Origin of the sequence: Nocardia sp. NPDC052566 (assembly GCF_044547285.1) — a bacterium.
In the GTDB taxonomy this organism is placed as follows: Bacteria; Actinomycetota; Actinomycetes; order Mycobacteriales; family Mycobacteriaceae; genus Nocardia.
The window spans coordinates 90,678-114,606 of the sequence record NZ_JBIUAF010000006.1 but is presented as its reverse complement, the minus strand read 5'-3'; the positions used below and the strand labels follow the sequence as shown (position 1 = coordinate 114,606).

The window sequence follows — 23,929 nt, the reverse complement described above, 5'->3', positions numbered from 1 at the left end:
TGCGGCACTCGCAGGGCTTTGACAGCTATCGCGTGCGGCGTTGTCCAGGACATCTCGAAAAGAGGGTTAACGCCGGTTGCCGATAGCGGGATAGTTGGTGCAGGGCAGTTCGGCTTGGTGATGAGGGAGTCCGACGTTGAGCAGGTTCACCGACGAGATGTACGCGACGGCGCAGACATCGATCCGCGGGCTGGTGACCGGTGAGCCGGCCGCCCCGCTCAGACAGACGTGGGGTGAGATCCATCGGATCGCCCGGCGGATGGCGGGCGGACTCGCGGCGGCGGGCATCGGGCACGGCGACGCGGTCGGCGTACTCGCCGGAATGCCGGTGGATATCGCCCCCGCCTGCCAAGGCATCTGGATGCGCGGCGCATCGATCACCATGCTGCATCAGCCGACCCCGCGCACCGATCTGGTGATCTGGGCCCGCGACACCGAAACGGTGCTGCACATGATCGAGGCGCGTGCGGTGGTGCTCGGCGCGCCGTTCGAGGCCGCCGAACCGCTGCTGCGCGAACGCGGCATCACCGTCGTGCGCATCGACCAACTGCACGACGGCGAGGACATCGATCCGGTGCCGACCGTGGAATCCGATATCGCGTTGCAGCAGCTGACCTCGGGGTCGACCGGTTCGCCGAAGGCGGTGCGGATCACCCACGGCAACTTCTTCGTCAACGCCTACGCCATGTTCGACCGGGTGAAATTCCAGCTCGACGACGACGTGATGATCAGCTGGCTGCCGCTGTTCCACGATATGGGCATGGTCGGATTCCTCAGCGTCCCCATGCAGTTCGGCGCCGAGGTGGTCTGCGTGACACCGCTGGACTTCCTGATGCGCCCACTGCTGTGGGCCGAGCTGATCAGTAAGTATCGCGGCACCGTCACGGCCGCACCGAATTTCGCTTACTCGCTGCTGGCCCGGCGGCTCAGGCAGGCCGACGACGGCGCGTACGACCTGAGCAGCGTGCGCTACATGTGGAACGGCGCGGAGCCGGTCGACCCGGACACCATGGAGGCACTGGCCGCCTCCGGTAAGCGGTTCGGGCTCAACCCGATGGCGCTCACTCCGGTCTACGGGATGGCGGAAACCACACTGGCGGTGTCGATTCCGGATCCAGGCCACGGACAGGTGCTCGACGTCATCGACGCCGACCTGCTCGAAGCGCTCGGCAAGGCGGTGCCGGTGCACGATGAGCACGGCCACCACGGCAACGTCCGCAGGCTGCCGACCCTCGGCTATCTGGTCGATCAGCTCGAGGGCCGGGTCGTCGACGCGGAACACGAACCGCTGCCGACCCGTTCGGTCGGCGTGATCGAATTGCGCGGCCCCGCGGTCACTTCCGGGTACGTCACCGTCGAAGGGTTCCGTCCCGCGCAGGATGCCGAGGGCTGGCTCGACACCGGCGATATCGGCTACCTGACCGATGAGGGCCTGATCGTGGTGTGCGGCCGGATCAAGGACGTCATCATCATGGGCGGCCGCAACATCTACCCCACCGATATCGAACGAGCCGCCATGCGCGTCAAGGGTGTTCGCCCCGGCAACGCCGTCGCGGTCCGCCTCGACGCGGGCCAGAAACGCGAAAGCTTCGCCGTCGTCGTGGAAAGCAACGACCACCAGAACCACGACGAGGTCAAACGCATCGAACGCGAAATCGTCCACGAGGTCTTCTCCGAAGTGGGCTCCCGCCCACGCACCGTAGCCGTCCTCGGCCCCGGCGCCCTCCCCAAAACCTCCTCCGGCAAACTCCGCCGCTCCGCCACCGCCATCCACTTGCACTGAACCCGGCGGTGTTTCAAGCGCCATACACACAGATAAGCTCGACTACCCGACCATCGCGAACCAGCTACCCGCCAGGTCCGGCATCGACACTCCTCTCGGACGCCAGCGCCCTCACCTCGGCTACGGCTCGGATGCAGCCGCCTCGCCGCGACCTGCCCGGCGGGTGTCTCACCGAGCGTGTTCACTCGAGGCCTGACACTCATCTTGCTACTTATCTTCAGCTCTCGAGACAAGTAGCAAGATCGAGCGACTTCGAGCCCTGCGACCGTATGCGTATGCGAATGTGTCCGATCTCGACGTGCTGCGGCGCAACAAAGTGCTTGTGCCGCACACAGGACGTGATGTGACCTCACTCGGCGGCCTGCTGGCGATCGGCCGGATGCCACAAGAGCATTTTCCACAGTTGATGTTGACGTTCGTGTACTACCCGACAGTGAGTGGCGCCGAAATGTCAACCGGATTGCGGTATCTCGATTCTGTAGTGGCCGAAGGGCCTATTCCGATCATGGTGCACGAAGCGCTGCGGGCCTTGCGACGCAACATGAAACGACGTGCGGTGGTACATGGCGCGGGACGAGAAGCCGTACCGAGCAAGGCGAGGCCGGATTGCGTCGATGGCTTCGGATCATGCAGGAGCAGGGCTTGATTGAGCAGGTTGGTGTGCCCCGCAGTCCAAATACGAAGTATCGCCGCACTAGTCGGTTGTTTGATGATCCGGTTTTTGACGAGCTGTTGGCTGATGATGTGCGCGACAACGACATCGACTCGTCTTCTTGAACTCGGGACGAGCGGCTGACCGATTCAGCTGTTACGGATCACACGATCAGGGCGGTGACCCGAACCTCAGTGCAATTGGTTCTGCGCGGTTTCCAAACCGACGCGCAGCAGCAGCTCGACCGCGTCGGCGGCCTGTTCGACGATCACCGGGAGTTCTTTGCGTTCCGGGGTGGAGAACGGCTTGAGCACGAAATCGGCGGGGTCTTGGCGGCCGGGCGGGCGGCCGATGCCGATGCGGGTGCGGACGTAGTCCTTGGTGGTGAGGGCACTGGAGATGGAGCGAAGGCCGTTGTGGCCGCCTTCGCCGCCGCCGCGTTTGAGTTTGATGGCGCCGAAGGGGAGGTCGAGTTCGTCGTGGACGACGATGACCTCGGTGGGCTCGACCGAGAAGAATTTCGCGAGCGCGGCGACGGGGCGCCCGGAGAGGTTCATGTAGGAGCGCGGTTTGGCGATCAGCACCTGGCGCCCGTCCAGGCGCGCCTGGAGCAGGTCGGCGCCCGACTTCTTGTGCACAGCGAACCGGCCGCCGACGCGCTCGGCGAGCACGTCGGCGACCAGAAAGCCGACATTGTGGCGGGTGCGCTCGTATTCCGAACCTGGGTTGCCCAGGCCGATGACGAGTGCGGGCCCTTCCATTCAGGTGGTCTTACTCGGCGCTCTCGGCCTCTGCGGCTTCCTCGACCTCGGCGGCGGCGGCCGGCGCGGCGATGATGTTGACGACCAGGGTGTCCGCATCGGCGGCCAGGGTGACACCCTTCGGCAGCTCGATGGCGCCCGCGGTGATCTGGGTGCCCGGCTCGGCGCCTTCGATGTTCACCTCGATGGCCTCGGGCAGCTTCAGCGCGTCGGCCTCGATGGACAGGGTGGTCGCGTCCTGGGTGACCAGGGTGCCGGAGGCGGCCTCACCGACGAGGGTGATGTGCACGTCGGCGACGACCTTCTCGCCACGCTTGATGATGAGCAGGTCGGCGTGCTCGATGTAGCGGCGGATCGGGTGCACGACAACGGATTTGGTCAGCGCGAGCTGCTTCTTGCCGTCGATGACGAGGTTCAGCACCGCGTTGGTGCCGTGCTCGCGCAGGATCGCGGCGAAGGCCTGGGCGTTGACCGACAGGTGCTGCGGCTCGGCCTGGTGGCCGTACAGTACGGCGGGAACGTTGCCTGCGCGGCGGGTACGGCGGGCGGCGCCCTTACCGAACTCGGTGCGTACGGCGGCTTCGAGAAGGTTGGCGTCGGACATGCTGGATCTACTCCTACGGCTCTTCCGGGCTCTGTCAACGGGTGGCCAGGGAGTGGGGCGCCCTGGCGGGGTTGGTCTACTCGTCGGGCGAAGAACTAACGAGGACGGCCGGAAGCCGAGCCGCGTCGATCACGGTAATCGCTAAGGTCAGCGATCACCCTCGCCGAGACAACCTGAACACTGTAGCGCAAGGTCGTGGTCAGCTATGAATCGGGTGGCCGACCATGCGTCGATTTACCGCAAACCCCGTCGCGTACGCTGGAGCGGTTGCCGATTCTGCGAAAGGTTGTTCCGTTGACCGCCTCCCCTGAGGACATCATCGCGCCCACTCCGCGCGGTCTGCCCGCCGAGGTTGCCCGGCGGCGCACGTTCGCAGTCATCTCCCACCCCGACGCCGGTAAGTCGACACTCACCGAGGCGCTGGCGCTGCACGCCAGGATGATCTCCGAGGCGGGCGCGATCCACGGCAAGGCCGGGCGCAGGTCCACCGTGTCGGACTGGATGGAGATGGAGAAGGCGCGCGGTATCTCGGTCAGCTCGACCGCGCTGCAGTTCAACTACCGCGTCGCGGGCTCCGATATCGACAACGTGATCAACCTGGTCGACACCCCGGGTCACTCGGATTTCTCCGAGGACACCTACCGCGTGCTGACCGCCGTCGACGCCGCGGTGATGCTCATCGACGCGGCCAAGGGCCTCGAACCGCAGACGCTCAAGCTGTTCCAGGTGTGCCGCCATCGCGGTATCCCGGTCATCACGGTGATCAACAAGTGGGACCGGCCGGGCCAGGCGCCGCTGGAACTGCTCGACGAGATCAGCGAGCGGATCGGCCTCACCCCTACCCCGCTGTTCCTCCCGGTCGGCATCGCCGGCGATTTCCGTGGCCTGCTGCGCCGCGGCGAGGACGGCGCGGCACTGGAGTACATCCACTTCACCCGCACCGCGGGCGGCGCGACCATCGCGCCGGAGGAATCGCTGACCCCGGACGAGGCCGAAGCGCGCGAGGGCGAGGCGTGGACCACCGCGGCGGAGGAGAGCGAATTGCTCTCGGCCACCGGACAGGACCACGACCAGGAGCTATTCCTCGCCGGGCAGACCTCGCCGGTCATCTACGCCTCGGCCATGCTCAACTTCGGCGTGCGCCAGCTGCTGGAAACCCTGGTGGCGCTGGCGCCCGCGCCGGGTTCGCGCGCCGACGTGAACGGCAAGGACCGCGAAACCAAGGATCCGTTCAGCGCGGTGGTGTTCAAGGTGCAGGCGGGTATGGACGCCGCGCATCGAGATCGGCTGGCGTTCATGCGGATCGTGTCCGGCGAATTCGAGCGCGGCATGGTGGTCACGCACGCGCAGACCGGCCGCCCGTTCGCGACCAAGTACGCGCTCACCGTGTTCGGCCGGGAGCGCACCACCGTCGACACGGCCTATCCGGGTGATGTGGTCGGCCTGGTCAACGCGACCGCGCTGGCGCCGGGGCACACCCTGTTCGTGGACAAGAAGGTGGAGTTCCCGCCGATTCCGTCGTTCGCGCCGGAGCATTTCGCGGTGCTGCGCGCGCAGAGCGCCGGTAAATACAAGCAGTTCCGCAAGGCCATCGATCAGCTCGACTCCGAAGGTGTCGTGCAGGTGCTGCGCAACGATGCCCGCGGTGACGCCTCCCCCGTGCTCGCCGCCGTCGGCCCGATGCAGTTCGAGGTGGTGACCGCCAGGATGCAGGCCGAATTCACTGTCGAGACGCATATGGATCACCTGCCCTACACGCTGGCCCGGCGCACCGATGCCGCCTCGGCGGACGAGCTCGGCCGTCAGCGCGGTGTCGAGGTCTTCACCCGCAGCGACGGCGTGCTGCTCGCGCTGTTCAGCGACAAGTGGCGGTTGCAGTACATCGAGAAGGAACACCCGACGCTGACGCTGGAACCGCTGGTCGCCACCGCCGACTGAAAACCGCTGCGGCGCGGTTCAACCCGATTCGGGTTCGCGTCGCACCGGCTGGGTGCCCGGATCCATCTCGACCGAGGCGATCCCGTCCTCCCTGGCGATCAGCCCCCAGCGGCTGGAGGTCAGGCGCAGGCTCGGCAGATCGCTGAGCGAGAGCACCACCTCGTAGGTCCGTTCGTAGCCGGTGTGCGCGATGCGCCAGCGGCCGTCGCCGCAGCGGACGTAGCGATCGGAGTAGAAGGCCGCGCCGCGGAGCAGCATGTTGTGGCCGGGAATGAGCACCGTATCGGCGAGATACCAACTGCCGGTGGCGCTATCGCCGTCGACGTCGATCTCCGGATGGTCGCACCGGTGCTCGGTGATCACGTGCGGCCCGAGGGTGTTGCGCATGAAAGCCAGGAAGGCATCGCGAGATTCGAACTGCAGGTATTCGCTGTAGGTCGCGGTCGCCTCGGGAATCATGGTGTCCGCGAACTCATCCCAGGACTTGGTGTCCAATGAGCGCAGATATCGGAATTTCAAACGGTGAATGGCGAAAATGTCGTCCCACGCTGGATCGCCCCGCCCCTGACCGGCAGAATCCACCCCCGGGTCGCGTTCGTCGCTCGCTCCCTGATCCATCACTCAACAATCCCATCCGAAGCCGCCGCTCTTCACGGATTGCCTGATTTGTATCAGATTGCTATCACCCTTTGTCGGAATTCCGCTAGAAGAAGATCAACTTCCGATGGTGAAGCAGGTCGTGCAGAAGTCCTCACCGAACTCGGTCAGCCGCAGACTCTTGCGCACGATCTTCGGCGCCCTGCCCGCCTTCTTCAGCGCCGCCTCGACGACGGGCTGCACCTCGAGCACCATGTAGCGGCTCAGAACCACCGGATCTTCCGAGGTCAGCGTCAGGCCGAGACGCTTGAGGTTGATCAGATACGAGCGGGACCGGTCCGGGTAGCGCACGCCCGCCTGCTCGGGCACCGAGGTCAGATCGCCGGTCACCAGCTCCGAACCGATGCCGAGCGGGCGGTTGGTGCGCACGTCGACCGAGGGCTGCGGACCGTTCAGCGCCATGAACCGCAGGATGCGCGCCTCGTCGGGGGCGAGCTCGTCGAGGATGCGGTCGTAGGCCGGGTGCACGTCCTCGGTGAAGTAGACGTCGGCGGAGCGGGCGAGCAGCGCGTCACCGCGCCTGCGCAGCTCCTCCGAGCTGGCCGAGCGCAGGATCGGACCGACAAGCGACTGCTGCTGCACCCCCGCGCCGTTACCGGAAGTCGGTACGTAGCTGACGATTTCGCGCACCGACCCCTCGGTGACGCCGAGCGCGCTCCTGGCGATCGAGCGCAGCGCGTTGCCGGTGCGCTCGGCGATATCGGCCGACGATTCACCGTCCAGCGCGGCCTGCGTGATTTCCTTGGTCACCTCGTAAGTGGTCTCGACGGCCCACTGGCTGCCGCGCACCACGGTGCCCGCCGCCAGCCCGGCCGCCCGGAACACGCCACGGATCAGCCGCGCCTCATTGCTGATCTGGCGCTGTTCGACATCCGAGCTGCGCTCCACGGCATTGCCGTAGCGACTGCTTGCAGGTCGCTCGAGACGGTCGGCACCGGCTCGGGTGAGGTCCTGTCCGGTCCTGTCGTCTGCCACGTCCGTCTCCGATGTATTGCTCGAGTGAACGAATCCGCCCACAGATTATTGCCCGTCAGCCTGCCAGGTGTGCCGAACCCCGCACCTGCGCAGCCCTTCTATCGCCGGATGTGGTGGTCGTCATTGTTGCCGGAGGGTCGCGCCGGTGCGACATTCCGGACAATCACTGTGACCGATATCTCCGAATTACCGACTGTGGTTCGGCGCACTCACCCGTCCGGATCGTTTCGCCCCTCACAGTAGAACGCTGTCCGGGACGGAGTGCTACTTTGAGGTGCCGGTGAGGCGGCGGTCACCGGTGTATCGGCAGGAGGGTGTCGTGTTAGAGAGTGTGTTCGGCGTACATCCGACCCTCCTTTTGGAACTCATAACCATCCCGCTGTTCACCGGCATCATCGGTTACATCACCAACTGGACCGGCATCCTGATGCTGTTCGCGCCGCTGCGCTTCCACGGCTTCCGTATGCCCGGCTTACGCGCGGTATTCCCCTACCTGCCCAAGCGAATTCAGGTGCTGCCGCTGCTGAGCTACGACGGCAGGATCGGCTGGCAGGGCATCGTGCCCTCGCGGGTGGACAAGATGGCGAGCATCGCCGTCGACAAGGGCCTGGCCAAGCTCGGCAGCGTCGCCGACTTCTACCGCGAGATCGAACCCGACCGGCTCGCCGAGCATTTCGCCACTGTCGCCGACGCGCGGATTCAGGGCATCGTCGAGGAGATCCTGCGCCGCGAACATCCGCAGCTCTGGTACAACCTGCCGACCCAGGTGCGAGAGATGGTGCTCAGCAGGGTCCGTCAGCAATTGCCGGACATCCTGCGCGAGCTGACCGCAGAGCTCGGCAACAACATCGACCAGCTGCTCGACGTCAAGCAGATGGTGATCCGCTACTTCCGTGCGCGCCCGCAGCTGCTCAATCAGGTCTTCCTGGTGCTCGGCGCCAAGGAGCTCCGGTTCATGCAGAACTTCGGCTTCTACTTCGGTGCGCCGATGGGCGCGCTACTGGTGGCGGTGCTGCACCTGACCGGCTGGTCGACCCTGGTCGTGCTGCCGATCGGCGGGGTGATCATCGGCTGGGTGGTCAACTGGCTCGGCCTGAACATGATCTTCGCGCCCGCCTACGCGAAGTGGTACTGCCCGTGGCGTCAAGGCCTGCTGATCAAACGGCAGACCGAAATCACCGACGGCTACGCCGAATTGGTGTCGAGCCAGGTGATGACCGTCGCCAATATCGGTGACGAGCTGCTCAACGGCCCGCGCTCGGACCGGACCATGCAGATGCTCGAGGACACCCTGCGCCCGGCCGCCGACCGCGCGCTCGGCCCCGCCAGGCCCGCGGTGAAGTTCATGCTCGGCAGCAGGGAATACGACTCCCTGCAGTCGACGCTGACCGCGGAGGCCATGACGATCGCCCCGATCGCCTTCGCGGACCCCGACTTCAACGTGCAGCAGAGCAAACAGGTCAACGAGTACATCGCCAAACAGATGGCGCAACTGTCGCCGCCCGACTTCGTCGACATGCTGCGCTCGGCCATCAAACAGGACGAATGGCTGCTTTTTCTGCATGGCGGCGTGTTGGGCCTGTTCGCCGGATACGCTCATATCCTGATCTTCGGAACGGGAGTGGCGACAACATGGCTGTGACGGAATCGCCTGACGGCGGCGACGATATCGAGGCCGTCGAGGTTCTTCGTCCCTCGACGGAGATCGCGCGGCGGCCGGCCATCGATATCCAGCTCGCCGACGAGTCGGCAACGCCGCGAAGGCAATCCGCGCTGCCGGTGCAGACCGTGCGCGCGGCCACCGGCGTCGCACGGGTGGCGTGGACCGCCGTATCCGGTGCGACGGCATGGGGTATCGATACCGCGCTCGGCGTCGCGGGCACCGTGGTGAAGGGCAGCATCGCGGGCGCACCGCCGCGCGAGGTGCTCGCCGAGGCCGAGGCGGAGGTCCGCGACGCGGTGCGCCGCGCGCTCGGATTGCCCGCCGCCACAAGCACTCCCGATGCCACGGCGGTGCCGACGCTGCGCGAACAGGGCGCCGCGCTGCTGCGGATGTCGGCGAGCACGCACGACGAAACACACGACAGTCACCCGGCTTTCGCGGGCATGATCGCGGAATTGACTCCGGACGAGGCACGGATCCTGCGCTTCCTGCACCTGGACGGGCCGCAGCCGTCGATCGATATCCGCACCGGGCGCCCGCGCGCGCTCGGCACCGAGCGAATCCTGGCCGGGCTCAACCTGATCGGCGAACACGCGGGGCTGCGGTTCCCCAATCGCATCCAGCAGTACCTGACCAACCTGCGCAGGCTCGGGCTGATCGAGTTCACCAGGCAGGCGCTGGACAACCCGAACCGCTATCAGATCATCGAGGCGCAGTCGCCGGTGCGAGAGGTGTTGAAGCGCTCCGGTTTCGGCACCAAGGTCTACTACCGCAGCATCGCGCTGAGCACGTTCGGCCGCGATTTCGTGCAGACCTGCCTCCCGGTCGTCGTCGACGACCGGGCTTCGGGCACCAGCTAGCTGTCGGCCAGTTCGAGCCAGCGCTCTTCGGCCGCTTCCTTCTCGGCGATGACCTGTTTCAGCTCCGCACCGAGGGTGATGAGCTTGTCCGGGTCGGTGGCCGCGTCGGCGAGGGCGGTATGCAGCTTCCGCTCGCGCTCGTCGAGCTTCTCGATGCTGCGCTCCAGCTTGGCCAGTTCCTTGCGGGCGGCGCGGTAAGCGGCGGCATCGGTGGCCGGCGCGGCGGCGGACTTGGTATCGGTCACCCTGGCCGGCGCGGCGCCGAGCGCGGCGCGCTTCTTCAGGTACTCCTCGATACCGCCGGGCAGGTTGGTGAGCTTGCCGTCACCGAACAGCGCCCAGGTGGAGTCGGCGATGCGCTCGATCAGGTAGCGGTCGTGGCTGATCACCACCAGCGTGCCCGCCCAGTTGTCGAGCAGATCCTCCAGCTGCTGCAGGGTGTCGATATCGAGGTCGTTGGTCGGCTCGTCGAGCAGCAGCACGTTCGGCTCGGCCATCAGGATGCGGGTCAGCTGCAGGCGGCGGCGCTCGCCACCGGACAGATCGCCGACCGGGGTGCGCTGGCGGGCCGGCGTGAAGCCGAGCCGCTCGGCCAGCTGGCCCGCGGAGATCTCCTTGTCGCCGAGCATGATTCGCTGTGCGATCTGCTGAACCGCTTCCAGCACCCGCATATCGGTCGGCAGGTCGTCGAGTTCCTGGCGCAGCCAGCCGATTTGCACCGTCTGGCCCTGAATACGCTTGCCGGTGGCCGGTTCGATCTCCCCGGCTAGCGTGCGCAGCAGTGTGGTCTTGCCCGAGCCGTTGACGCCGACCAGGCCGATCCGCTCGCCCGGCGCGAGGCGCCAGGTCAGGTCGCGCACCAGTTCACGGCCGTCCGGGGTGGCGAGTGTGGTGTCCTCGAGCTCGATCACCACGCGGCCCAGGCGCTTGCGTGCGAAGGCGGCGAGCGAGACGCTGTCGCGCGGCGGCGGTACGTCGGCGATCAGCGCCTCGGCCGCCTCGACCCGGTAGCGCGGCTTCGAGGTGCGTGCCTTCGCGCCGCGGCGCAGCCAGGCCAATTCCTTGCGCGCCAGGTTGGCCCGCCGTGCCTCGGAAGCGTCGGCCTGCCTTGCCCGTTCGGCCCTGGCGAAGATCCAGTCGCCGTAGCCGCCCTCATAGCTTTCGACCTTGCCGCCCACCACCTCCCAGGTGTTGGTGGCGACGGTGTCGAGGAACCAGCGATCGTGGGTGACCACGACCAGGGCGCTGCGGCGGTTGAGCAGGTGCTCGGCCAGCCACTGCACACCCTCGACATCGAGGTGGTTCGTCGGCTCGTCGAGGACGAGTAGATCGAGGTCGCGCACCAGCGCGGCGGCCAGCGCGACCCGGCGGCGCTCGCCACCGGAGAGGTTGTCGACGGCGGTGTCCATGCCGAGGCCCTCGATGCCGATGCCCTCGATCACCGAGCGGATCCGCGGGTTCGAGGCCCATTCGTGTTCGGCGACACCGTCCGTCATCTGGTCGTCGGCCAAACCGGCGAGCACCACCGAGCCGACGGTGGCGCCGTCGGGCAGCACACCGCGCTGGGTGACCACCGCGAGCCGCAGCCCGCCGACCCGGCTCACCCGCCCGCTGTCGGGCTCTTCGAGACCGGTGAGCACCTCGAGCAATGTGGTCTTGCCGCCTCCGTTCAGACCGACGACACCGATCCGCTCGCCCGCGTGCACGCCGAGCGACACGTTGTCGAGGAGCGGTTTGATCCCGAAGCTCTTGGAGACCTGCTCGAGGTTGATGAGGTTGGACATGAATCCTTCCGCGTCTTGCCTGGGGCGTGCCAGTACTCGCCCAGCGCAAGCGTACCGAGCAGTCCCGGCCGCACGGAAAGGCGAGGTAGCTCCGCCCACTTGCGTAACGAACGGCGTTCGTTTACAGTCATCTCAACGAACAGCGTTCGTCACGAACCCGGTTCGAACAAGGCGTTCCCGAGAAGTACAGCCGCAGCATGGGAAGCCCACCTCGCAGCAACGAGGTGCCGAGGGGCGGCACGCACACACCCCCTTTTCCCTGGAGGTTTTCTCATGCACATCGGACTCGGCCTGCCCATTTCCGATCCCACCGTCCTGCTCGACTGGGCCCGCCGCGCCGAGGCAGGCCCATTCAGCACCCTCGGCCTGCTCGATCGACTGGCCTACGACAACCCCGAACCGATGGTCGCGCTCAGCATGATCGCCGGTGCGACCAGCCGCATCAAGGTGCAGACCGAGGTGCTGATCGCCCCGCTGCGCGAACCGTCGCTGCTGGCCAAGCAGGCCGCGACGCTGGACCGCATGTCCGGCGGCCGCTTCGTGCTCGGCGTCGGGGTCGGCGGCCGCGAGGACGACCACGTCGCCTCCGGCACCGACCTGCGCACCCGCGGCCGCCGCCTCGACGAACAGCTCGAACTCATGCGCCGCCTCTGGTCCGGCGAGGCGCACAGCGCCGGCTGCGGACCGATCGGCCCCGCGCCACTGCGCACCGCGGGCCCCGAAATCCTGTTCGGCGGTTTCCAGCCCGCCGCGCTCGACCGCGTCGGCCGCTTCGGTGGCGGCTTCCTCGCCGCCGCCGCGCCGTCCTGGGCCGGTGGCCTGTTCGACAGCGTGCGCCGCTCCTGGACCGAGCACGGCCGCGACGGCGCGCCGCGCATCGTCGCCCAGGTCAACGTCGCGCTCGGCGCACCCGACGTCGTCGAGGACGCCCGCGCCTCGATGGGCGCCTATTACGCCTTCAGCGGCCGCGCCGACTACATGCTCGACGGCATGCTCACCACACCCGCCGACATCCGTTCGGCCATCAAGCAATTCGACGATCTCGGCGCCGACGAGCTCATGCTCTACTGCTACGGCGCCGACGCCGACCAGGTCGACCGCCTGGCCGACGCGATCGCCTGAGACCCGTCGAGCACAGTCGAACGGCCCCCGATTGCGACGTGTCGCACGGCCATTCGACTGCGCTCGGCGAATGAGGTCAGCGTTTGTCGCTGAGGACGCGGGCGCCGGGGACCGGGCCGGTAGCGGTGCGCACGCTGCGGCATACGCCCGCACCGGCGAGTTCCGCGGCAACGCCGACGGCGGCGTCCTCGCTGTCACAGAGGAAGGCGCAGGTCGGGCCCGATCCGGAGACGAGACCGGCCAGCGCGCCCGCGCCGATACCGGCGCGCAGGGTGCGGCGCAGGTCAGGCTGTAACGAGAGCGCGGCCGCTTGCAGATCGTTACCGAGCAGCGGCGCAAGCTGTTTCGGGTCGCCGGAGGCCAGCGCCTGCATCAGCTGCTGCGGTTCACCGAGGCGCGGCGGGGTGCCGTGCGCACGGAGCCGATCGAGTTCGGCGAAGACCGACGGCGTCGACAGACCGCCCTTCGCCAGCGCGAGCACCCAGTGAAAGCTGTTGCGGGACAGCACGGGAAGTAACCGCTCGCCGCGGCCGGTGCCGAGCGCGGTGCCGCCGTGCAGCGCGAAGGGCACGTCACTGCCGAGTTCGGCTGCCACGGCGGTCAATTCGTCGCGGGTGAGGTTCAGATCCCATAACTCGTTGAGGCCGACCAGCGCGGCGGCGGCATCGGCGCTGCCGCCCGCCATGCCACCGGCCACCGGAATGCCTTTGCTGATGGCGATTTCCACCAGCGGCGCCCGGCCCGCGATATGCGCGAGTCGCACCGCGGCCTTCCACACCAGATTCGTCCGGTCGGTCGGCACGTCGGCCGCGCCCTCGCCGGTGACGCGCACCGCGAGCGAGGCGGCGGGCGCGATCTCCAGGTCATCGCTCAACGACAGGGCCTGGAATACCGTCGTCAGGTCGTGATAGCCGTCCGGGCGCAGGTCACCGACTCCGAGATGGAGGTTCACCTTCGACGGCGCGCGCACGGTGACTGGGCTGGGCACTACTGACAACACGGTGGTCAAGCCTAACCGGTGGACCCGACACTCGCGGGTGTCGATACGCGCAATTCACGCGAGGCGCGCAAACTCGCCCGCCGGTCGTTACAGCAGCGCGCCGCCGGTGGCATCGATCCACTGACCGGTCACCCAGCGCGAGTCGTCGGAGGCGAGGAAGCCGATCACATCGGCGATGTCGGCGGGCTGGCCGACTCGGCGCAGCGGGGAAAATCCGGCCACCATTTCCTCGGCGGCGGGGTTGCGCAGCCAGGCGGCGTTCATATCCGTGTCGATCACGCCGGGAGCCACCGCGTTCACCGTGATACCGCGCGCGCCGACGTGTTTGGCCAGCGTCGCGGTGAAGACGTCGATAGCGCCCTTGGTCATCGCGTAGGCGATGATCTCCGGCATCGCGGCACCGTGGGTCAGCCCGGTGGAGATGTTGACGATGCGCCCGCCGTCGCGCATCCGGTCGAGCCCGAGCTTGGTGACGAAGAACGGCGCCTTGGTATTCACCGCGAAGGCGCGATCGAAGGATGCCTCGTCGGTGCCCTCGATGGGTTCACGGATGGCGTCGGTGGCCGCGTTGTTCACCAAGATGTCCACCCCGTCGGCGTGCGCGTCGAACGCCGACCACAGCGCGGCGGCATCGCCGGGCACGCCGAGTTCGGCCTGGATGACGAAGGCGGACCCGCCCGCCGCTTCGATGGCCGCCACGGTTTCCTTCGCCGCCTGCTCGTTGCTGTTGTAGTGCACGGCGACACGCGCCCCGTCCCGGCCGAGCCGTTCGGCGATGCCACGCCCGATACCGCGGCTGCCGCCGGTGACCAGTGCCGTCTTGCCGGTGAGTGCGCCCATGAGCTGGGTTCCTTTCTCTAGTGATCGCTACAGAACGGACGGTAGCACATTCTCTAGCGATCGCTATAAAATGTGTGCCATGAGCACAGCGACCCGAGGACGCCCCCGCTCCTTCGACCGTGACGCCGCACTGGACAAGGCCGTGCGGCTGTTCTGGACGCGCGGCTACGAGGCCACCTCGATCGGCGACCTGACCGCCGCGCTCGGCATCGGCGCACCGAGCCTGTACGCGGCGTTCGGCGACAAGGCGAAACTGTTCAAGGAGGCGGTCCAGGTCTACGGCTCGACCTACGGCAGCTTCGCCGGGCGCGCGCTCGCCGAGGAACCGACGGCCGAGGCCGCGCTGCGCCGGATACTGCGGGAAGCCGCAACGGAATACACCAGGCCCGATGATCCGCACGGCTGCCTGGTGATCAGCGCGGGCGTCAACACCACCAGCGCCGAGATCGCGGAATTCCTGCGCCGGATGCGCAACGGCAACATCGAGGCGTTCGCGGCGCGGATCCAGTCCGATATCGATGCGGGCCTGCTGCCGGGCGATGCCGACGCGCCTACGCTCGCACGCTATTTCGGCACCGTCATCCAGGGCATGTCGCATGCGGCGCGCGATGGCGCGAGCGCCGCGGAGCTCGCGCGGGTGGCCGAGCTCGCCATGCGCGGGTGGCCCGCAACGTAACCCGTGCGACCATGCCATGGGTATCGGAGCGCGCACCCTTGCGCCTCGGTACCCATGGGGGGTATCTTTCCTCTTGCTGGGGATATACCCCTGGACCGTATGATCAACCGCGCGCGAAGGAGTCGGACATGTCCACTGCCACCTACACCGTTACCGGGATGACCTGCGGGCATTGCGTGAGTTCCGTCAAGGAGGAGATCGGCAAGATCGACGGCGTCACCAGCGTCGACGTCGACCTCGCCTCGGGCGCCGTCAAGGTGGAGAGCGCCGCGCCGGTGGCCGACGCCGATATCGTCGCCGCGGTCGACGAGGCGGGCTACGAGGTCGCCGTCTGATGCAGGAACGACGGAAGTTCGCCGCGTTCGGCGGCGGACTCGTCGTGCTGTTCGGCGCCGCGCTCGGCATCGGTGCCCTGGTGGGCGATCCGGAGAGCGCGGCGCCGGACCACAGCGCCATGTCCGGTATGGACAAGGACGACAACGGGCTGTCGGATTCGCGATCGGGCTACACCCTGACCGACCTCAGCGCGCCCACCGAGCCGAATCAGGCCGGGCCGCTACGGTTCCGGATCACCGGACCGGACGGCGTCGCGCTGACGAAGTTCACCACGCAGCACGAGAAGAAGCTGCACATGATCGTCGCGCGGACCGACGCCACCGGATATCGGCACGTACACCCGACCATGGACGCCGCGGGCACCTGGTCGATCGACTGGAATTGGGCCGAGCCGGGCACCTATCGGGTGTTCACCGACTTCGTACCGGAGACCACCGGCAAGGGGCCGGGCGATCTGGTACTGAGCCGAACCGTGGCCGTCGCGGGAGCCCCACTGCCGCAACCGCTTCCGCCGCCGTCGCGCACCGCGAAGGTGGACGGTTATCAGGTGGCGATGGCCGGTGATCTCAGCACCGCGGGTAGCGAACTGCGCTTCACCGTCTCCCGCGACGAGAAGCCGGTCACCGATCTGGAGCCGTACCTCGGCGCGTACGCGCACCTCGTCGCATTGCGCGCCAGTGATCTGGCCTACCTGCACGTGCATCCGCAGACCGGACCCGCCGGACCCGACGTCGCCTTCCACGCGCAGGCGCCGAGCGAGGGCGAATTCCGGCTGTACCTGGACTTCTCGCACGGCGGCACGGTGCACACCGCCGAGTTCACCGTCGCATCGTCCACCGCCGCAGGTGGTCAGCAGCATTCGAGCGGCGGGCACTGATGGGCTGCCGCTCCGCGAGCACCGTCATCCCGTCGGCGGAGCGTGCCGTCGCGGACGACACTCAGTGGCGGCATGTGATGAGCGCCCCCGCGGGATTGATCGCCCCGCCGCAGGCGATGCTCAACGGCGGTATGTGATGAGCGCGCCCGCTGATCAGCGCTCGATCGAGCTGGAGATCGGCGGGATGACCTGCGCGTCCTGCGCCGCGCGGATCGAGAAGCGGCTGGCGCGGCTCGACGGGGTGTCGGCGAGTGTGAATTACGCGACCGAGAAGGCGAAAGTCACCTATCCGCTATCGATTTCGACGGATCAGCTCGTCGAGCAGGTGGTCGGCGCCGGATATACCGCGCATATCCCGGCGCCGCTCACCATCGACACCGACCATTCCGGCGAGCTGGCGCGGTTACGGCGGCGACTACTGGCCGGCACGCTGCTCACGGTGCCGGTCGTCGCGATAGCGATGGTGCCCGCGCTGCAATTCGACTACTGGCAATGGGTTTCGTTGGCGCTCACCGCCCCGGTCGTGTTCTGGGGCGGCTCCGGATTCCACCATGCGGCACTCACGAACGCGCGGCACGGCAGCGCCACCATGGACACATTGATCTCCGTCGGCACCCTCGCCGCCTTCGGCTGGTCGATGTACGCGCTGATCTTCGGGCATGCCGGGATGCGCGGCATGCGGCACTCGTTCAGTCTTGCTGTGCAGCGCGGTGATTCGGCGTCGAATGTGTACTTCGAGGTGGCCGCCGGTGTCATCGTCTTCATTCTCGCCGGACGCTACTTCGAGACCAGAGCCAAGGACCGGGCCGGATCGGCACTGCGGGCACTGGTCGAACTCGGCGCGAAAGATGTCGCGGTGCTCCGCGACGGCGTCGAAACCCGGATTCCCACCGGCGAATTGCGGGTCGGTGACCTGTTCCTGATTCGGCCGGGCGAAAAGGTCGCCACGGATGGCGTTGTGGTCGAAGGCAGTTCGGCGCTCGACCGCAGCCTGCTCACCGGCGAATCGCTGCCTGTCGAGGTCGGCCCCGGCGACACGGTGGTCGGCGCGACGATCAACTCCGGCGGCGCACTCACCGTGCGCGCCACTCGAATCGGCGCGGACACCCAACTCGCCCAGATGGCCGCACTCGTCGAGGAGGCCCAGAACGGCAAGGCGCCGGTCCAACGCCTGGCCGATCGCGTCGCCGCCGTCTTCGTCCCCATCGTCATCGCGATCGCGCTGGTCACCCTCGGCTGCTGGCTCCTTACCGGCGCCGCGACAGCCACCGCCTTCGGCGCGGCCGTCGCGGTCCTCATCATCGCGTGCCCCTGCGCCCTCGGATTGGCAACGCCCACAGCCCTACTCGTCGGCACCGGCCGCGGCGCGCAACTCGGCATCCTGATCAAGGGCCCCCAGATCCTCGAATCGACCCGCCGCATCGACACGGTGGTGCTCGACAAGACCGGCACCGTCACCACCGGCCGCATGACGCTCACCGCCATCATCACCGTGGACGAAGCCGGAATCGGCACGGCCGCACATGTCGAGGCGCTCGCAGCCACCGCGCCCCTGGGGCAGAACGAAGCAGCCGACCCGAACACCACAGCCGCACAAGCCGACTCACGCACGACCCTGGAGCGCACAGAACGCGGCCGCGTGTCCGACCCGTACCGCACAGCGGCGCACGGCGAGGCGCTCGCGGTCCCCGCGTCTGCAGAGCATGAAGCATCCGACTCGAACACGACGGCGTCACAGGTTGCGGGGTTCGTGATCGCCGCGCCGATGGACCGCGACGCGGCACCGCGTCCGAGGATTTCAGCGGCGGCCGCCGAGGTACTGGCGATCGCCGCTGCCGTGGAAGATAGTTCGGCGCACCCGGTGGCTCGGGCGGTGGTGGCCGGTGCGCGCGAGTACGGGCTGACGGTGGCTGCGGCGACACGGTTCGCCAGCCACGATGGACAAGGTGTGACCGGGGTTGTCGACGGGCGCGCTGTTGTGGTCGGGCGGGCGGATTTCCTCACCGGATCAGGGATCACGGTGCCAGAGGCACTGGCAGCGGCCAAGATTCAGGGCGCGCAGACCGGTACGGCGGTCGTGGTCGCCTGGGACGGAGTGGCACGTGGAGTGCTCGTCGTCGCCGATGCGGTCAAACCGACCAGCGCGGAGGCGGTTACGGAGCTCCGCAGGCTCGGGCTGACCCCGGTGCTGCTCACCGGCGACAACGCGGCCGTTGCCGAGTCGGTCGCCCGCGCGGTCGGCATCGACGAGGTGATCGCCGACGTTCTCCCCAGCGGCAAGCTGGATGCGGTGCGCGCCTTGCAAACTCGCGGCAAAGTGGTTGCCGTGGTCGGCGACGGCGTGAACGACGCGGCCGCCCTGGCCGGCGCCGACCTCGGCCTTGCCATGGGCACCGGCGCCGACGTCGCCATCGAGGCCAGCGACATCACCCTGGTCCGCGGCGACCTGCGCACCGTAGGCGCCGCGATCCGCCTGTCCCGCGCCACCTTACGCACCATCAAGGCCAACCTCTTCTGGGCCTTCGCCTACAACACAGCCGCCATCCCCCTCGCCGCCGCGGGCCTGCTCAACCCCATGCTCGCAGGCGCAGCCATGGCCCTGTCCAGCATCTTCGTCGTCACCAACAGCCTCCGCCTCCGCACTTTCACCTGACTCCATGACCTGGGCGCCACGGCGTTCGCCTTCCGAGGCCGGTGGTTATGCCTGCGCGGCGAGGCGGACGTAGGCGGCGGTGTCGAGGGTTTCGCCGCGGGCGGTGGGGTCGATGCCCGCGGCGGTGAGGCGGCGTTCGGCTTCGGGGGCCGAGCCTGCCCAGCCCGCCAATGCCGCGCGGAGGGTTTTGCGGCGCTGGGCGAAAGCGGCGTCTACTACCTCGAAGACGCGGCGGCGGTGCTCGGCGTCCATCGGCCACGGGGGTTCGGCGTAGCGTTCGACGCGGACCAGGCCGGATTCCACGCGCGGGACGGGCCAGAAGACCTGGGTGCCGACGGCGCCCGCGCGGCGGACGTTGCCGAAGAAGCCCGCCTTCACGCTGGGGACGCCGTAGATGCGGCTGCCGGGTTCGGCGGCGAGGCGGTCGGCGACCTCGGCCTGCACCATCACCAACGATGTTGTGATGCTCGGCAATTCGGCGAGCAGGTGCAACAGCACCGGCACCGCGACGTTGTAGGGAAGGTTCGCCACCAAAGCGGTCGGCGTCTCGGGCAGCTGAGACGCGGTGACGCGCATGGCATCCGCCTCGACGACGGTGAGCCGGTCGGCCAACTCCGGCGCCCGGTCCGCGACGGTACTCGGAAGATGTTGCGCGAGAACGGGATCGATCTCGACGGCGACCACCGAGTCCACCACGTCGAGCAGCGCGAGGGTCAGCGAACCGAGCCCTGGCCCGACCTCGAGCACGGTGTCCGCGCGGCCGACACCGGCCGCCGCGACGATCCGCCGGACGGTGTTCGCGTCGTGCACGAAGTTCTGGCCCAACTGCTTCGTCGGGCGGATGCCGAACCGTTCGGCGAGCACCCGCACCTCGGCGGGGCCAAGCAGCGCAGCGCTCCCACGAGCGGAAACATCAGATTCGGACACTCGAAGAACCTATCAACCCGAGCCGGCGCCCCACCGCGCCGGACATCTGCCGCACCCGGATTCCCACGCCGCGCACCGAACAACCCGGCAAAAACGTGCGCGGCGCGACAATCCGCGCCGCGGCACGGTCGATTAGGGGGTCGCCTGGATCCTGGTGAGGAAGGCGTCGATGGCGGACAGCATCTGATCGTTGAGCTGGGTGTGCTTGCCGGTGCCGGTCACCGTGCGGAAGTCGACGCCGTTGGCGGCGAACTGCGCGGCGAGCGCGGCGTGCAGCGGCGAAGGCACCACGGTGTCGGTGACGTTGAGCAGCAACAGGATCGGCGCGTCGTAGCCACTCGTCGGCACCGTCAGATAGGTGTCGAGCGCGGTGCGGATGCGCTCGTCCGACAGCGGCCTGGCCAGCAGATCACCGACGCTGAGGCCTTTGACCCGGTCGATGATGCCGTCCAGGCAGCGCGTACCGACCTCGTCGAGCACGGTCTTGCCGAGCGGGGTCAGATACTGGTCGACGTCGGCATCGGGACGCGCCGCCCGCAGGCCGGCCAGGATGCTGACGAAGAAGCTCATCGCGCCGTCGGTGTTCGCGATCACCGGAATTCCCGGCCCGAGCAGCGGGAGCACCTTCTCGACATCGGATTCGGGATCGATGGCGATGGTGCCGCGGAAGTCGAGTTCGGGCGCATAGGTCGACTGCAGGTGGCCGGTGCCGAGCGCGGCCTGTCCGCCCTGCGACGCACCGATCACGGACCAGGTGCGCGACAGCTCCGGATGCGTGGACCGGGCGGCCCGCAGCATGTCGATGGTCGCGGTGGCCTCGGTGCGCAACTCCAGATACGGATGCGGGCCGGTGTCGAATCGGCCGAGGCCGAGGTAGTCCGGCGCGATGACCGCGAAGCCCTTGTCCACCAGCCGCTTGATCAGCTGATCCTCTTTGCCACGAATGTCCTGGTACGGGTGGCGGCGCGGATCGGACTGCCCACCACACCCCATCCCGAGGCCGCTGGTGCCGTGGTCATAGGCCATGACGGGCCAGCCGCCGGCCGGCGGCGTCCCCGCGGGCACGAACATCGCGCCGCTGGCGGGTACCGGCGTGCCGTTCGAGGTGGTCGTCCAGTACTCGAGCACCGAACCGTTGGGCGCGGCGCGCCAGCCGTCGGGTCGCGCGGTCGCCGAGATCACCGTGCCCGCCGCTGCCGCCTGCGCCGGAGCCGCCTGCGCCAGCATCGCGACGCTCGCCGACAGGGTGACCAGAGCCACCGCCCGGCCGAATTCATTCAGCAACCGCATCGAACACCTCACTCGCCCCAACCCCGAACCAGCACAACCTGGACGAGTGTACAGATCGACGCGGCGCGACCGGCTCAGCGCGCGTTTCAGGCGAATGCCCGGCAATCAGCGGTGCTCACTCGAGATCACCTCAGCAGCAAATCAATTCGCGTGAGCGACTATGTCCCAACGCCATTGTCGCGGCACCCGGTCCGGCCTGAATACGCGGAGAGGCGGAACGGCGCGACGATTCAGCCGCCGATGCCGAGCCTGCTGGTGCAGGCGGGCCAAGCGCCCCACCCCTGACGAGCACGGGTGACCTCGGCGATGGCGATCTGTTCCTCACGGGTCGCCAGATCGGCGCGCGGCGCGTACTTCAGTCCACCCTGCCGTTCCCAGGTGCCCTGATCGAATTGGATGCCGCCGTAGTAGCCGTTGCCGGTGTTGATCGACCAGTTACCGGTCGACTCACAACGGGCGAGTGCGTCCCAGATCGCGCCGTCACGCACCTCGGGCACCTCGGTACCGGGCTTGGCGCCCTTGCGCACGGTCTTCGGCTGCGCCGTCACGGTGACATTCGCGGCGATCGGCTTCCGGTCGACCTCCTTGCCGTTCACCATGGTGACGGCGAAGGTGACGTCCTGAACGCCCGCCGCGCCCGGATTCTCGACCACCGAGCGGCTCATGTTCATGGTGACGTCCTCGATGACGTTTTCCGGCGGATCGAGCGGCAGCGTCTCCACCCGGTTCTCGACGCGCTTGCGGGTCACCGTGATCCGCAGGCCGTCGGTCAGCGGAGTGGCGGGGGCCGGCTCGACGGAGTCCTGCTCGATCAGCGGGATGCCTGCGACCTTGAGCAGCTCACCGACGTTGGGGGCGGCCAGCCGGACGTCGACCGGGTTGCCGATACCGTCGAGCAGCGCGACCGAACGGGGGCTGGACACGTTGAGCGCCGCACCTGCCAGCGGCAGCCGCTCGGGGCGCGCCGGGGAGACATACATATCGCCGGGGATCCGCAGCTGGTCGAGCGCCTCGCCCGCGGTCAGCCCGGTGGTCCATACCTTCTGCGGTTTACCGTCGATGGATAGCTCCACCTCGCGGGCCCGATTCAGCGTGATGGTGGCGCCGTCGCCGACCGCGGCGGCCAGCGCGGGCGCCACCCGGTCACGATCGCTCACCAGGTACCCGGCGGCCTTCAGCACGCCGCGCACATCGCGCGACATCGTGGTCTGCAGCGACTTCTCACCGTCGACGACGACGGTCACGGTCTTGCGATTCATGATCGCCAGCCCGGCGCCGACGATCAGCGTCATCAACAACGCGGCGATCGCCGCGTACAGCAGCGGCGATCGAGACTGGTTGATCCGCGTGAATGGGGACATGGTCACAGTACGATAACGAGGAGGTCAGTGGTCGACAACCGAAGAGTGGGGAACTGCGGCTTTCAATATCACGAACCGATATCGACACCGCAGGTAAATCACAAAACATCGCAATGGTAGTGACCTAGAACACACCCGGCATATCCAGGCCCCTAACACCGGCGTGTCGCGAAAATGCGATAGCCGATCAGATGCCGTAGACGCGCCGCGCGTTCGCTGTGGTGATCTTGGCGAGCTCGAACGGATCCTGTTCGCGCAATTCGGCCAGCGCGCGCACCGTGTACGGCAGGCAGTACGACTCGTTCGGCGCACCGCGGAACGGATGCGGCGTCAGATACGGCGCATCGGTTTCGACCAGAATCAGCTCGTCGGGCACCACTTTCGCGGCCTCACGCAACTCGTGCGCGTTCTTGAAGCTGACGGTGCCCGAGAAACTGAGGAGGTAGCCCTCCGCGACGCAGGACAGCGCCATATTCGTATCCGAGGAAAAGCAATGGAAGATCACCTGACTCGGCGCGCCCTCGTCGAGCAGCACCGTCAGCAAATCGTGGTCGGCCTCGCGATTGTGGATCATCAGCGGTTTGCGCACCCGCTTGGCGAGATCGATATGCCAGCGGAAACCCTCGACCTGGGTTTCGATATCGGCGCAGCCGTCGAGCTTGCCGGGCCAGTAGTAGTCGAGGCCGGTCTCGCCGATCGCGACCACCCGCGGATCCACCGCGAGGCGTTCCAGCTCGGCCTTCGCCGCCTCGTCGAGCGCATTGGCCCGGGTCGGGTGCAGAGCGACCGCCGCGTACACCCGGTCGTCCCAGTGTGCGGCCTTGACCGCCCACTGCGCGGCCGCCAGATCGTCGGCGACGGTGACCACCTGCCCGACGCCCACCGAGGCCGCCCGGTCGACGAGCCGAGCCACCGACGCGGCATCGGTCGCGCCGCAGGCATCGATGTGGGTATGCGCATCGACCAGCGGCGCAAGGGGTTCCGGCAGCTCCGGCGCAGGCCGCTTGCCGTTCATCGCACACCGCCGACGGTGGCGAGCGCGGTTGAGCGGATATTCACGCGAGCGTCAAAAGGCACGCGCATTACAGTAGTGACACCATGAGCGAGCGCAGCGAGCGAACAACGAACACAGCCGCCAGTGCGGTCATGCCGGAGCCGAGCGCCAGCGAG

Annotated in this window: 23 protein-coding genes; 12 read left to right on the top strand and 11 right to left on the bottom strand. The window is 67.8% G+C overall.

What is annotated here, in order from left to right; genetic code table 11:
* The first annotated feature begins 136 nt into the window (after positions 1-136).
* From ACIG5A_RS30245 to ACIG5A_RS30235, 3 genes are all read left to right on the top strand, one after another.
* Complete coding sequence (locus ACIG5A_RS30245) at positions 137-1,783, top strand: fatty acyl-AMP ligase (protein WP_397246195.1); 1,647 nt, start codon at positions 137-139, stop codon at positions 1,781-1,783.
* A gap of 283 nt (positions 1,784-2,066) precedes the next feature.
* Positions 2,067-2,429, top strand: a complete 363-nt coding sequence (locus tag ACIG5A_RS30240) for a hypothetical protein (RefSeq protein WP_397246193.1) — start codon at positions 2,067-2,069, stop codon at positions 2,427-2,429.
* On the top strand, positions 2,426-2,560 hold the full coding sequence (locus tag ACIG5A_RS30235; protein ID WP_397246191.1) for a hypothetical protein: 135 nt from the start codon (positions 2,426-2,428) through the stop codon (positions 2,558-2,560). The genes ACIG5A_RS30240 and ACIG5A_RS30235 overlap by 4 nt, the downstream gene beginning before the upstream one ends.
* Positions 2,561-2,626: 66 nt before the next feature.
* Here ACIG5A_RS30235 and pth read toward each other — a convergent pair whose 3' ends face one another.
* Both pth and ACIG5A_RS30225 read right to left on the bottom strand, forming a co-directional pair.
* A complete protein-coding gene (gene pth / locus ACIG5A_RS30230; protein ID WP_397246189.1) occupies positions 2,627-3,196 on the bottom strand; it encodes an aminoacyl-tRNA hydrolase in 570 nt (189 codons plus the stop codon).
* A gap of 10 nt (positions 3,197-3,206) precedes the next feature.
* On the bottom strand, positions 3,207-3,800 hold the full coding sequence (locus ACIG5A_RS30225; protein WP_397246187.1) for a 50S ribosomal protein L25/general stress protein Ctc: 594 nt from the start codon (positions 3,798-3,800) through the stop codon (positions 3,207-3,209).
* Positions 3,801-4,094: 294 nt separating this feature from the next.
* Between ACIG5A_RS30225 and ACIG5A_RS30220 the strand changes: the two genes are divergently transcribed.
* On the top strand, positions 4,095-5,738 hold the full coding sequence (locus ACIG5A_RS30220; protein ID WP_397246185.1) for a peptide chain release factor 3: 1,644 nt from the start codon (positions 4,095-4,097) through the stop codon (positions 5,736-5,738).
* Positions 5,739-5,756: 18 nt separating this feature from the next.
* On the opposite strand, the gene ACIG5A_RS30215 is transcribed toward ACIG5A_RS30220, so the two are convergent.
* A complete protein-coding gene (locus tag ACIG5A_RS30215) occupies positions 5,757-6,356 on the bottom strand; it encodes a nuclear transport factor 2 family protein (RefSeq protein WP_397246183.1) in 600 nt (199 codons plus the stop codon).
* A 96-nt stretch (positions 6,357-6,452) separates the two neighbouring features.
* Complete coding sequence (locus ACIG5A_RS30210; RefSeq protein ID WP_397246181.1) at positions 6,453-7,370, bottom strand: Abi-alpha family protein; 918 nt, start codon at positions 7,368-7,370, stop codon at positions 6,453-6,455.
* A gap of 319 nt (positions 7,371-7,689) precedes the next feature.
* On the opposite strand from ACIG5A_RS30210, the gene ACIG5A_RS30205 reads away from it, so the two are divergent.
* Together ACIG5A_RS30205 and ACIG5A_RS30200 are read left to right on the top strand one after the other, a co-directional pair.
* Positions 7,690-9,012, top strand: a complete 1,323-nt coding sequence (locus ACIG5A_RS30205) for a hypothetical protein (RefSeq protein ID WP_397246178.1) — start codon at positions 7,690-7,692, stop codon at positions 9,010-9,012.
* On the top strand, positions 9,009-9,893 hold the full coding sequence (locus ACIG5A_RS30200) for an Abi-alpha family protein (RefSeq protein ID WP_397246176.1): 885 nt from the start codon (positions 9,009-9,011) through the stop codon (positions 9,891-9,893). The genes ACIG5A_RS30205 and ACIG5A_RS30200 overlap by 4 nt, the downstream gene beginning before the upstream one ends.
* On the opposite strand, the gene ACIG5A_RS30195 is transcribed toward ACIG5A_RS30200, so the two are convergent.
* Complete coding sequence (locus ACIG5A_RS30195) at positions 9,890-11,677, bottom strand: ABC-F family ATP-binding cassette domain-containing protein (protein WP_397246173.1); 1,788 nt, start codon at positions 11,675-11,677, stop codon at positions 9,890-9,892. The two genes, ACIG5A_RS30200 and ACIG5A_RS30195, sit on opposite strands and share 4 nt — an antisense overlap.
* A gap of 273 nt (positions 11,678-11,950) precedes the next feature.
* On the opposite strand from ACIG5A_RS30195, the gene ACIG5A_RS30190 reads away from it, so the two are divergent.
* A complete protein-coding gene (locus ACIG5A_RS30190) occupies positions 11,951-12,799 on the top strand; it encodes an LLM class flavin-dependent oxidoreductase (RefSeq protein WP_397246171.1) in 849 nt (282 codons plus the stop codon).
* A gap of 76 nt (positions 12,800-12,875) precedes the next feature.
* On the opposite strand, the gene ACIG5A_RS30185 is transcribed toward ACIG5A_RS30190, so the two are convergent.
* A complete protein-coding gene (locus tag ACIG5A_RS30185) occupies positions 12,876-13,799 on the bottom strand; it encodes a 4-(cytidine 5'-diphospho)-2-C-methyl-D-erythritol kinase (protein WP_397246169.1) in 924 nt (307 codons plus the stop codon).
* Between the two features lie 87 nt (positions 13,800-13,886).
* On the bottom strand, positions 13,887-14,639 hold the full coding sequence (locus tag ACIG5A_RS30180; protein WP_397246166.1) for an SDR family oxidoreductase: 753 nt from the start codon (positions 14,637-14,639) through the stop codon (positions 13,887-13,889).
* A 79-nt stretch (positions 14,640-14,718) separates the two neighbouring features.
* Here ACIG5A_RS30180 and ACIG5A_RS30175 point away from each other — a divergent pair, with 79 nt between their 5' ends.
* The 5 genes from ACIG5A_RS30175 (at position 14,719) to ACIG5A_RS30155 (ending at position 19,181) form a co-directional block, all read left to right on the top strand.
* The gene (locus ACIG5A_RS30175; RefSeq protein ID WP_397246163.1) at positions 14,719-15,315 is read left to right on the top strand and encodes a TetR/AcrR family transcriptional regulator; all 597 of its coding nucleotides are present in this window, start codon (positions 14,719-14,721) and stop codon (positions 15,313-15,315) included.
* A 128-nt stretch (positions 15,316-15,443) separates the two neighbouring features.
* Entirely contained in the window at positions 15,444-15,650 is a 207-nt protein-coding gene (locus ACIG5A_RS30170; protein ID WP_397246161.1) for a heavy-metal-associated domain-containing protein, read from the top strand.
* Positions 15,650-16,528, top strand: a complete 879-nt coding sequence (locus ACIG5A_RS30165) for a hypothetical protein (RefSeq protein ID WP_397246159.1) — start codon at positions 15,650-15,652, stop codon at positions 16,526-16,528. The genes ACIG5A_RS30170 and ACIG5A_RS30165 overlap by 1 nt, the downstream gene beginning before the upstream one ends.
* Entirely contained in the window at positions 16,528-16,665 is a 138-nt protein-coding gene (locus ACIG5A_RS30160) for a hypothetical protein (RefSeq protein ID WP_397246156.1), read from the top strand. The genes ACIG5A_RS30165 and ACIG5A_RS30160 overlap by 1 nt, the downstream gene beginning before the upstream one ends.
* Positions 16,665-19,181, top strand: a complete 2,517-nt coding sequence (locus tag ACIG5A_RS30155) for a heavy metal translocating P-type ATPase (protein WP_397246154.1) — start codon at positions 16,665-16,667, stop codon at positions 19,179-19,181. The genes ACIG5A_RS30160 and ACIG5A_RS30155 overlap by 1 nt, the downstream gene beginning before the upstream one ends.
* Before the next feature lie 45 nt (positions 19,182-19,226).
* Here the strand turns inward: ACIG5A_RS30155 and rsmA are convergent, their stop codons facing one another.
* The 4 genes from rsmA to ACIG5A_RS30135 all read right to left on the bottom strand — a co-directional run bounded on the left by rsmA (position 19,227) and on the right by ACIG5A_RS30135 (position 23,774).
* Positions 19,227-20,108 carry a 16S rRNA (adenine(1518)-N(6)/adenine(1519)-N(6))-dimethyltransferase RsmA gene (gene rsmA, locus ACIG5A_RS30150; RefSeq protein ID WP_397246152.1) on the bottom strand — a complete coding sequence of 294 codons (882 nt, stop codon included), beginning with the start codon at positions 20,106-20,108 and terminating at the stop codon, positions 19,227-19,229.
* 132 nt (positions 20,109-20,240) lie between these two features.
* Complete coding sequence (locus ACIG5A_RS30145; RefSeq protein WP_397246150.1) at positions 20,241-21,398, bottom strand: alpha/beta fold hydrolase; 1,158 nt, start codon at positions 21,396-21,398, stop codon at positions 20,241-20,243.
* 230 nt (positions 21,399-21,628) lie between these two features.
* Complete coding sequence (locus tag ACIG5A_RS30140; RefSeq protein WP_397246148.1) at positions 21,629-22,759, bottom strand: transglycosylase family protein; 1,131 nt, start codon at positions 22,757-22,759, stop codon at positions 21,629-21,631.
* Positions 22,760-22,946: 187 nt separating this feature from the next.
* Positions 22,947-23,774 (bottom strand): TatD family hydrolase, encoded by an 828-nt coding sequence (locus ACIG5A_RS30135; RefSeq protein WP_397246146.1) that lies wholly within the window; start codon positions 23,772-23,774, stop codon positions 22,947-22,949.
* Positions 23,775-23,929: the final 155 nt, after the last annotated feature.

Bases quoted from the DNA above. Each gene is read 5' to 3' on its own strand.
- pth (WP_397246189.1), bottom strand. From the start codon at position 3,196: ATGGAAGGGCCCGCACTCGTCATCGGCCTGGGCAACCCAGGTTCGGAA.
- ACIG5A_RS30225 (WP_397246187.1), bottom strand. From the start codon at position 3,800: ATGTCCGACGCCAACCTTCTCGAAGCCGCCGTACGCACCGAGTTCGGT.
- ACIG5A_RS30215 (WP_397246183.1), bottom strand. From the start codon at position 6,356: ATGGATCAGGGAGCGAGCGACGAACGCGACCCGGGGGTGGATTCTGCC.
- ACIG5A_RS30195 (WP_397246173.1), bottom strand. From the start codon at position 11,677: ATGTCCAACCTCATCAACCTCGAGCAGGTCTCCAAGAGCTTCGGGATC.
- ACIG5A_RS30190 (WP_397246171.1), top strand. From the start codon at position 11,951: ATGCACATCGGACTCGGCCTGCCCATTTCCGATCCCACCGTCCTGCTC.
- ACIG5A_RS30180 (WP_397246166.1), bottom strand. From the start codon at position 14,639: ATGGGCGCACTCACCGGCAAGACGGCACTGGTCACCGGCGGCAGCCGC.
- ACIG5A_RS30175 (WP_397246163.1), top strand. From the start codon at position 14,719: ATGAGCACAGCGACCCGAGGACGCCCCCGCTCCTTCGACCGTGACGCC.
- ACIG5A_RS30170 (WP_397246161.1), top strand. From the start codon at position 15,444: ATGTCCACTGCCACCTACACCGTTACCGGGATGACCTGCGGGCATTGC.
- ACIG5A_RS30165 (WP_397246159.1), top strand. From the start codon at position 15,650: ATGCAGGAACGACGGAAGTTCGCCGCGTTCGGCGGCGGACTCGTCGTG.
- ACIG5A_RS30160 (WP_397246156.1), top strand. From the start codon at position 16,528: ATGGGCTGCCGCTCCGCGAGCACCGTCATCCCGTCGGCGGAGCGTGCC.
- ACIG5A_RS30155 (WP_397246154.1), top strand. From the start codon at position 16,665: ATGAGCGCGCCCGCTGATCAGCGCTCGATCGAGCTGGAGATCGGCGGG.
- ACIG5A_RS30145 (WP_397246150.1), bottom strand. From the start codon at position 21,398: ATGCGGTTGCTGAATGAATTCGGCCGGGCGGTGGCTCTGGTCACCCTG.
- ACIG5A_RS30140 (WP_397246148.1), bottom strand. From the start codon at position 22,759: ATGTCCCCATTCACGCGGATCAACCAGTCTCGATCGCCGCTGCTGTAC.
- ACIG5A_RS30135 (WP_397246146.1), bottom strand. From the start codon at position 23,774: ATGAACGGCAAGCGGCCTGCGCCGGAGCTGCCGGAACCCCTTGCGCCG.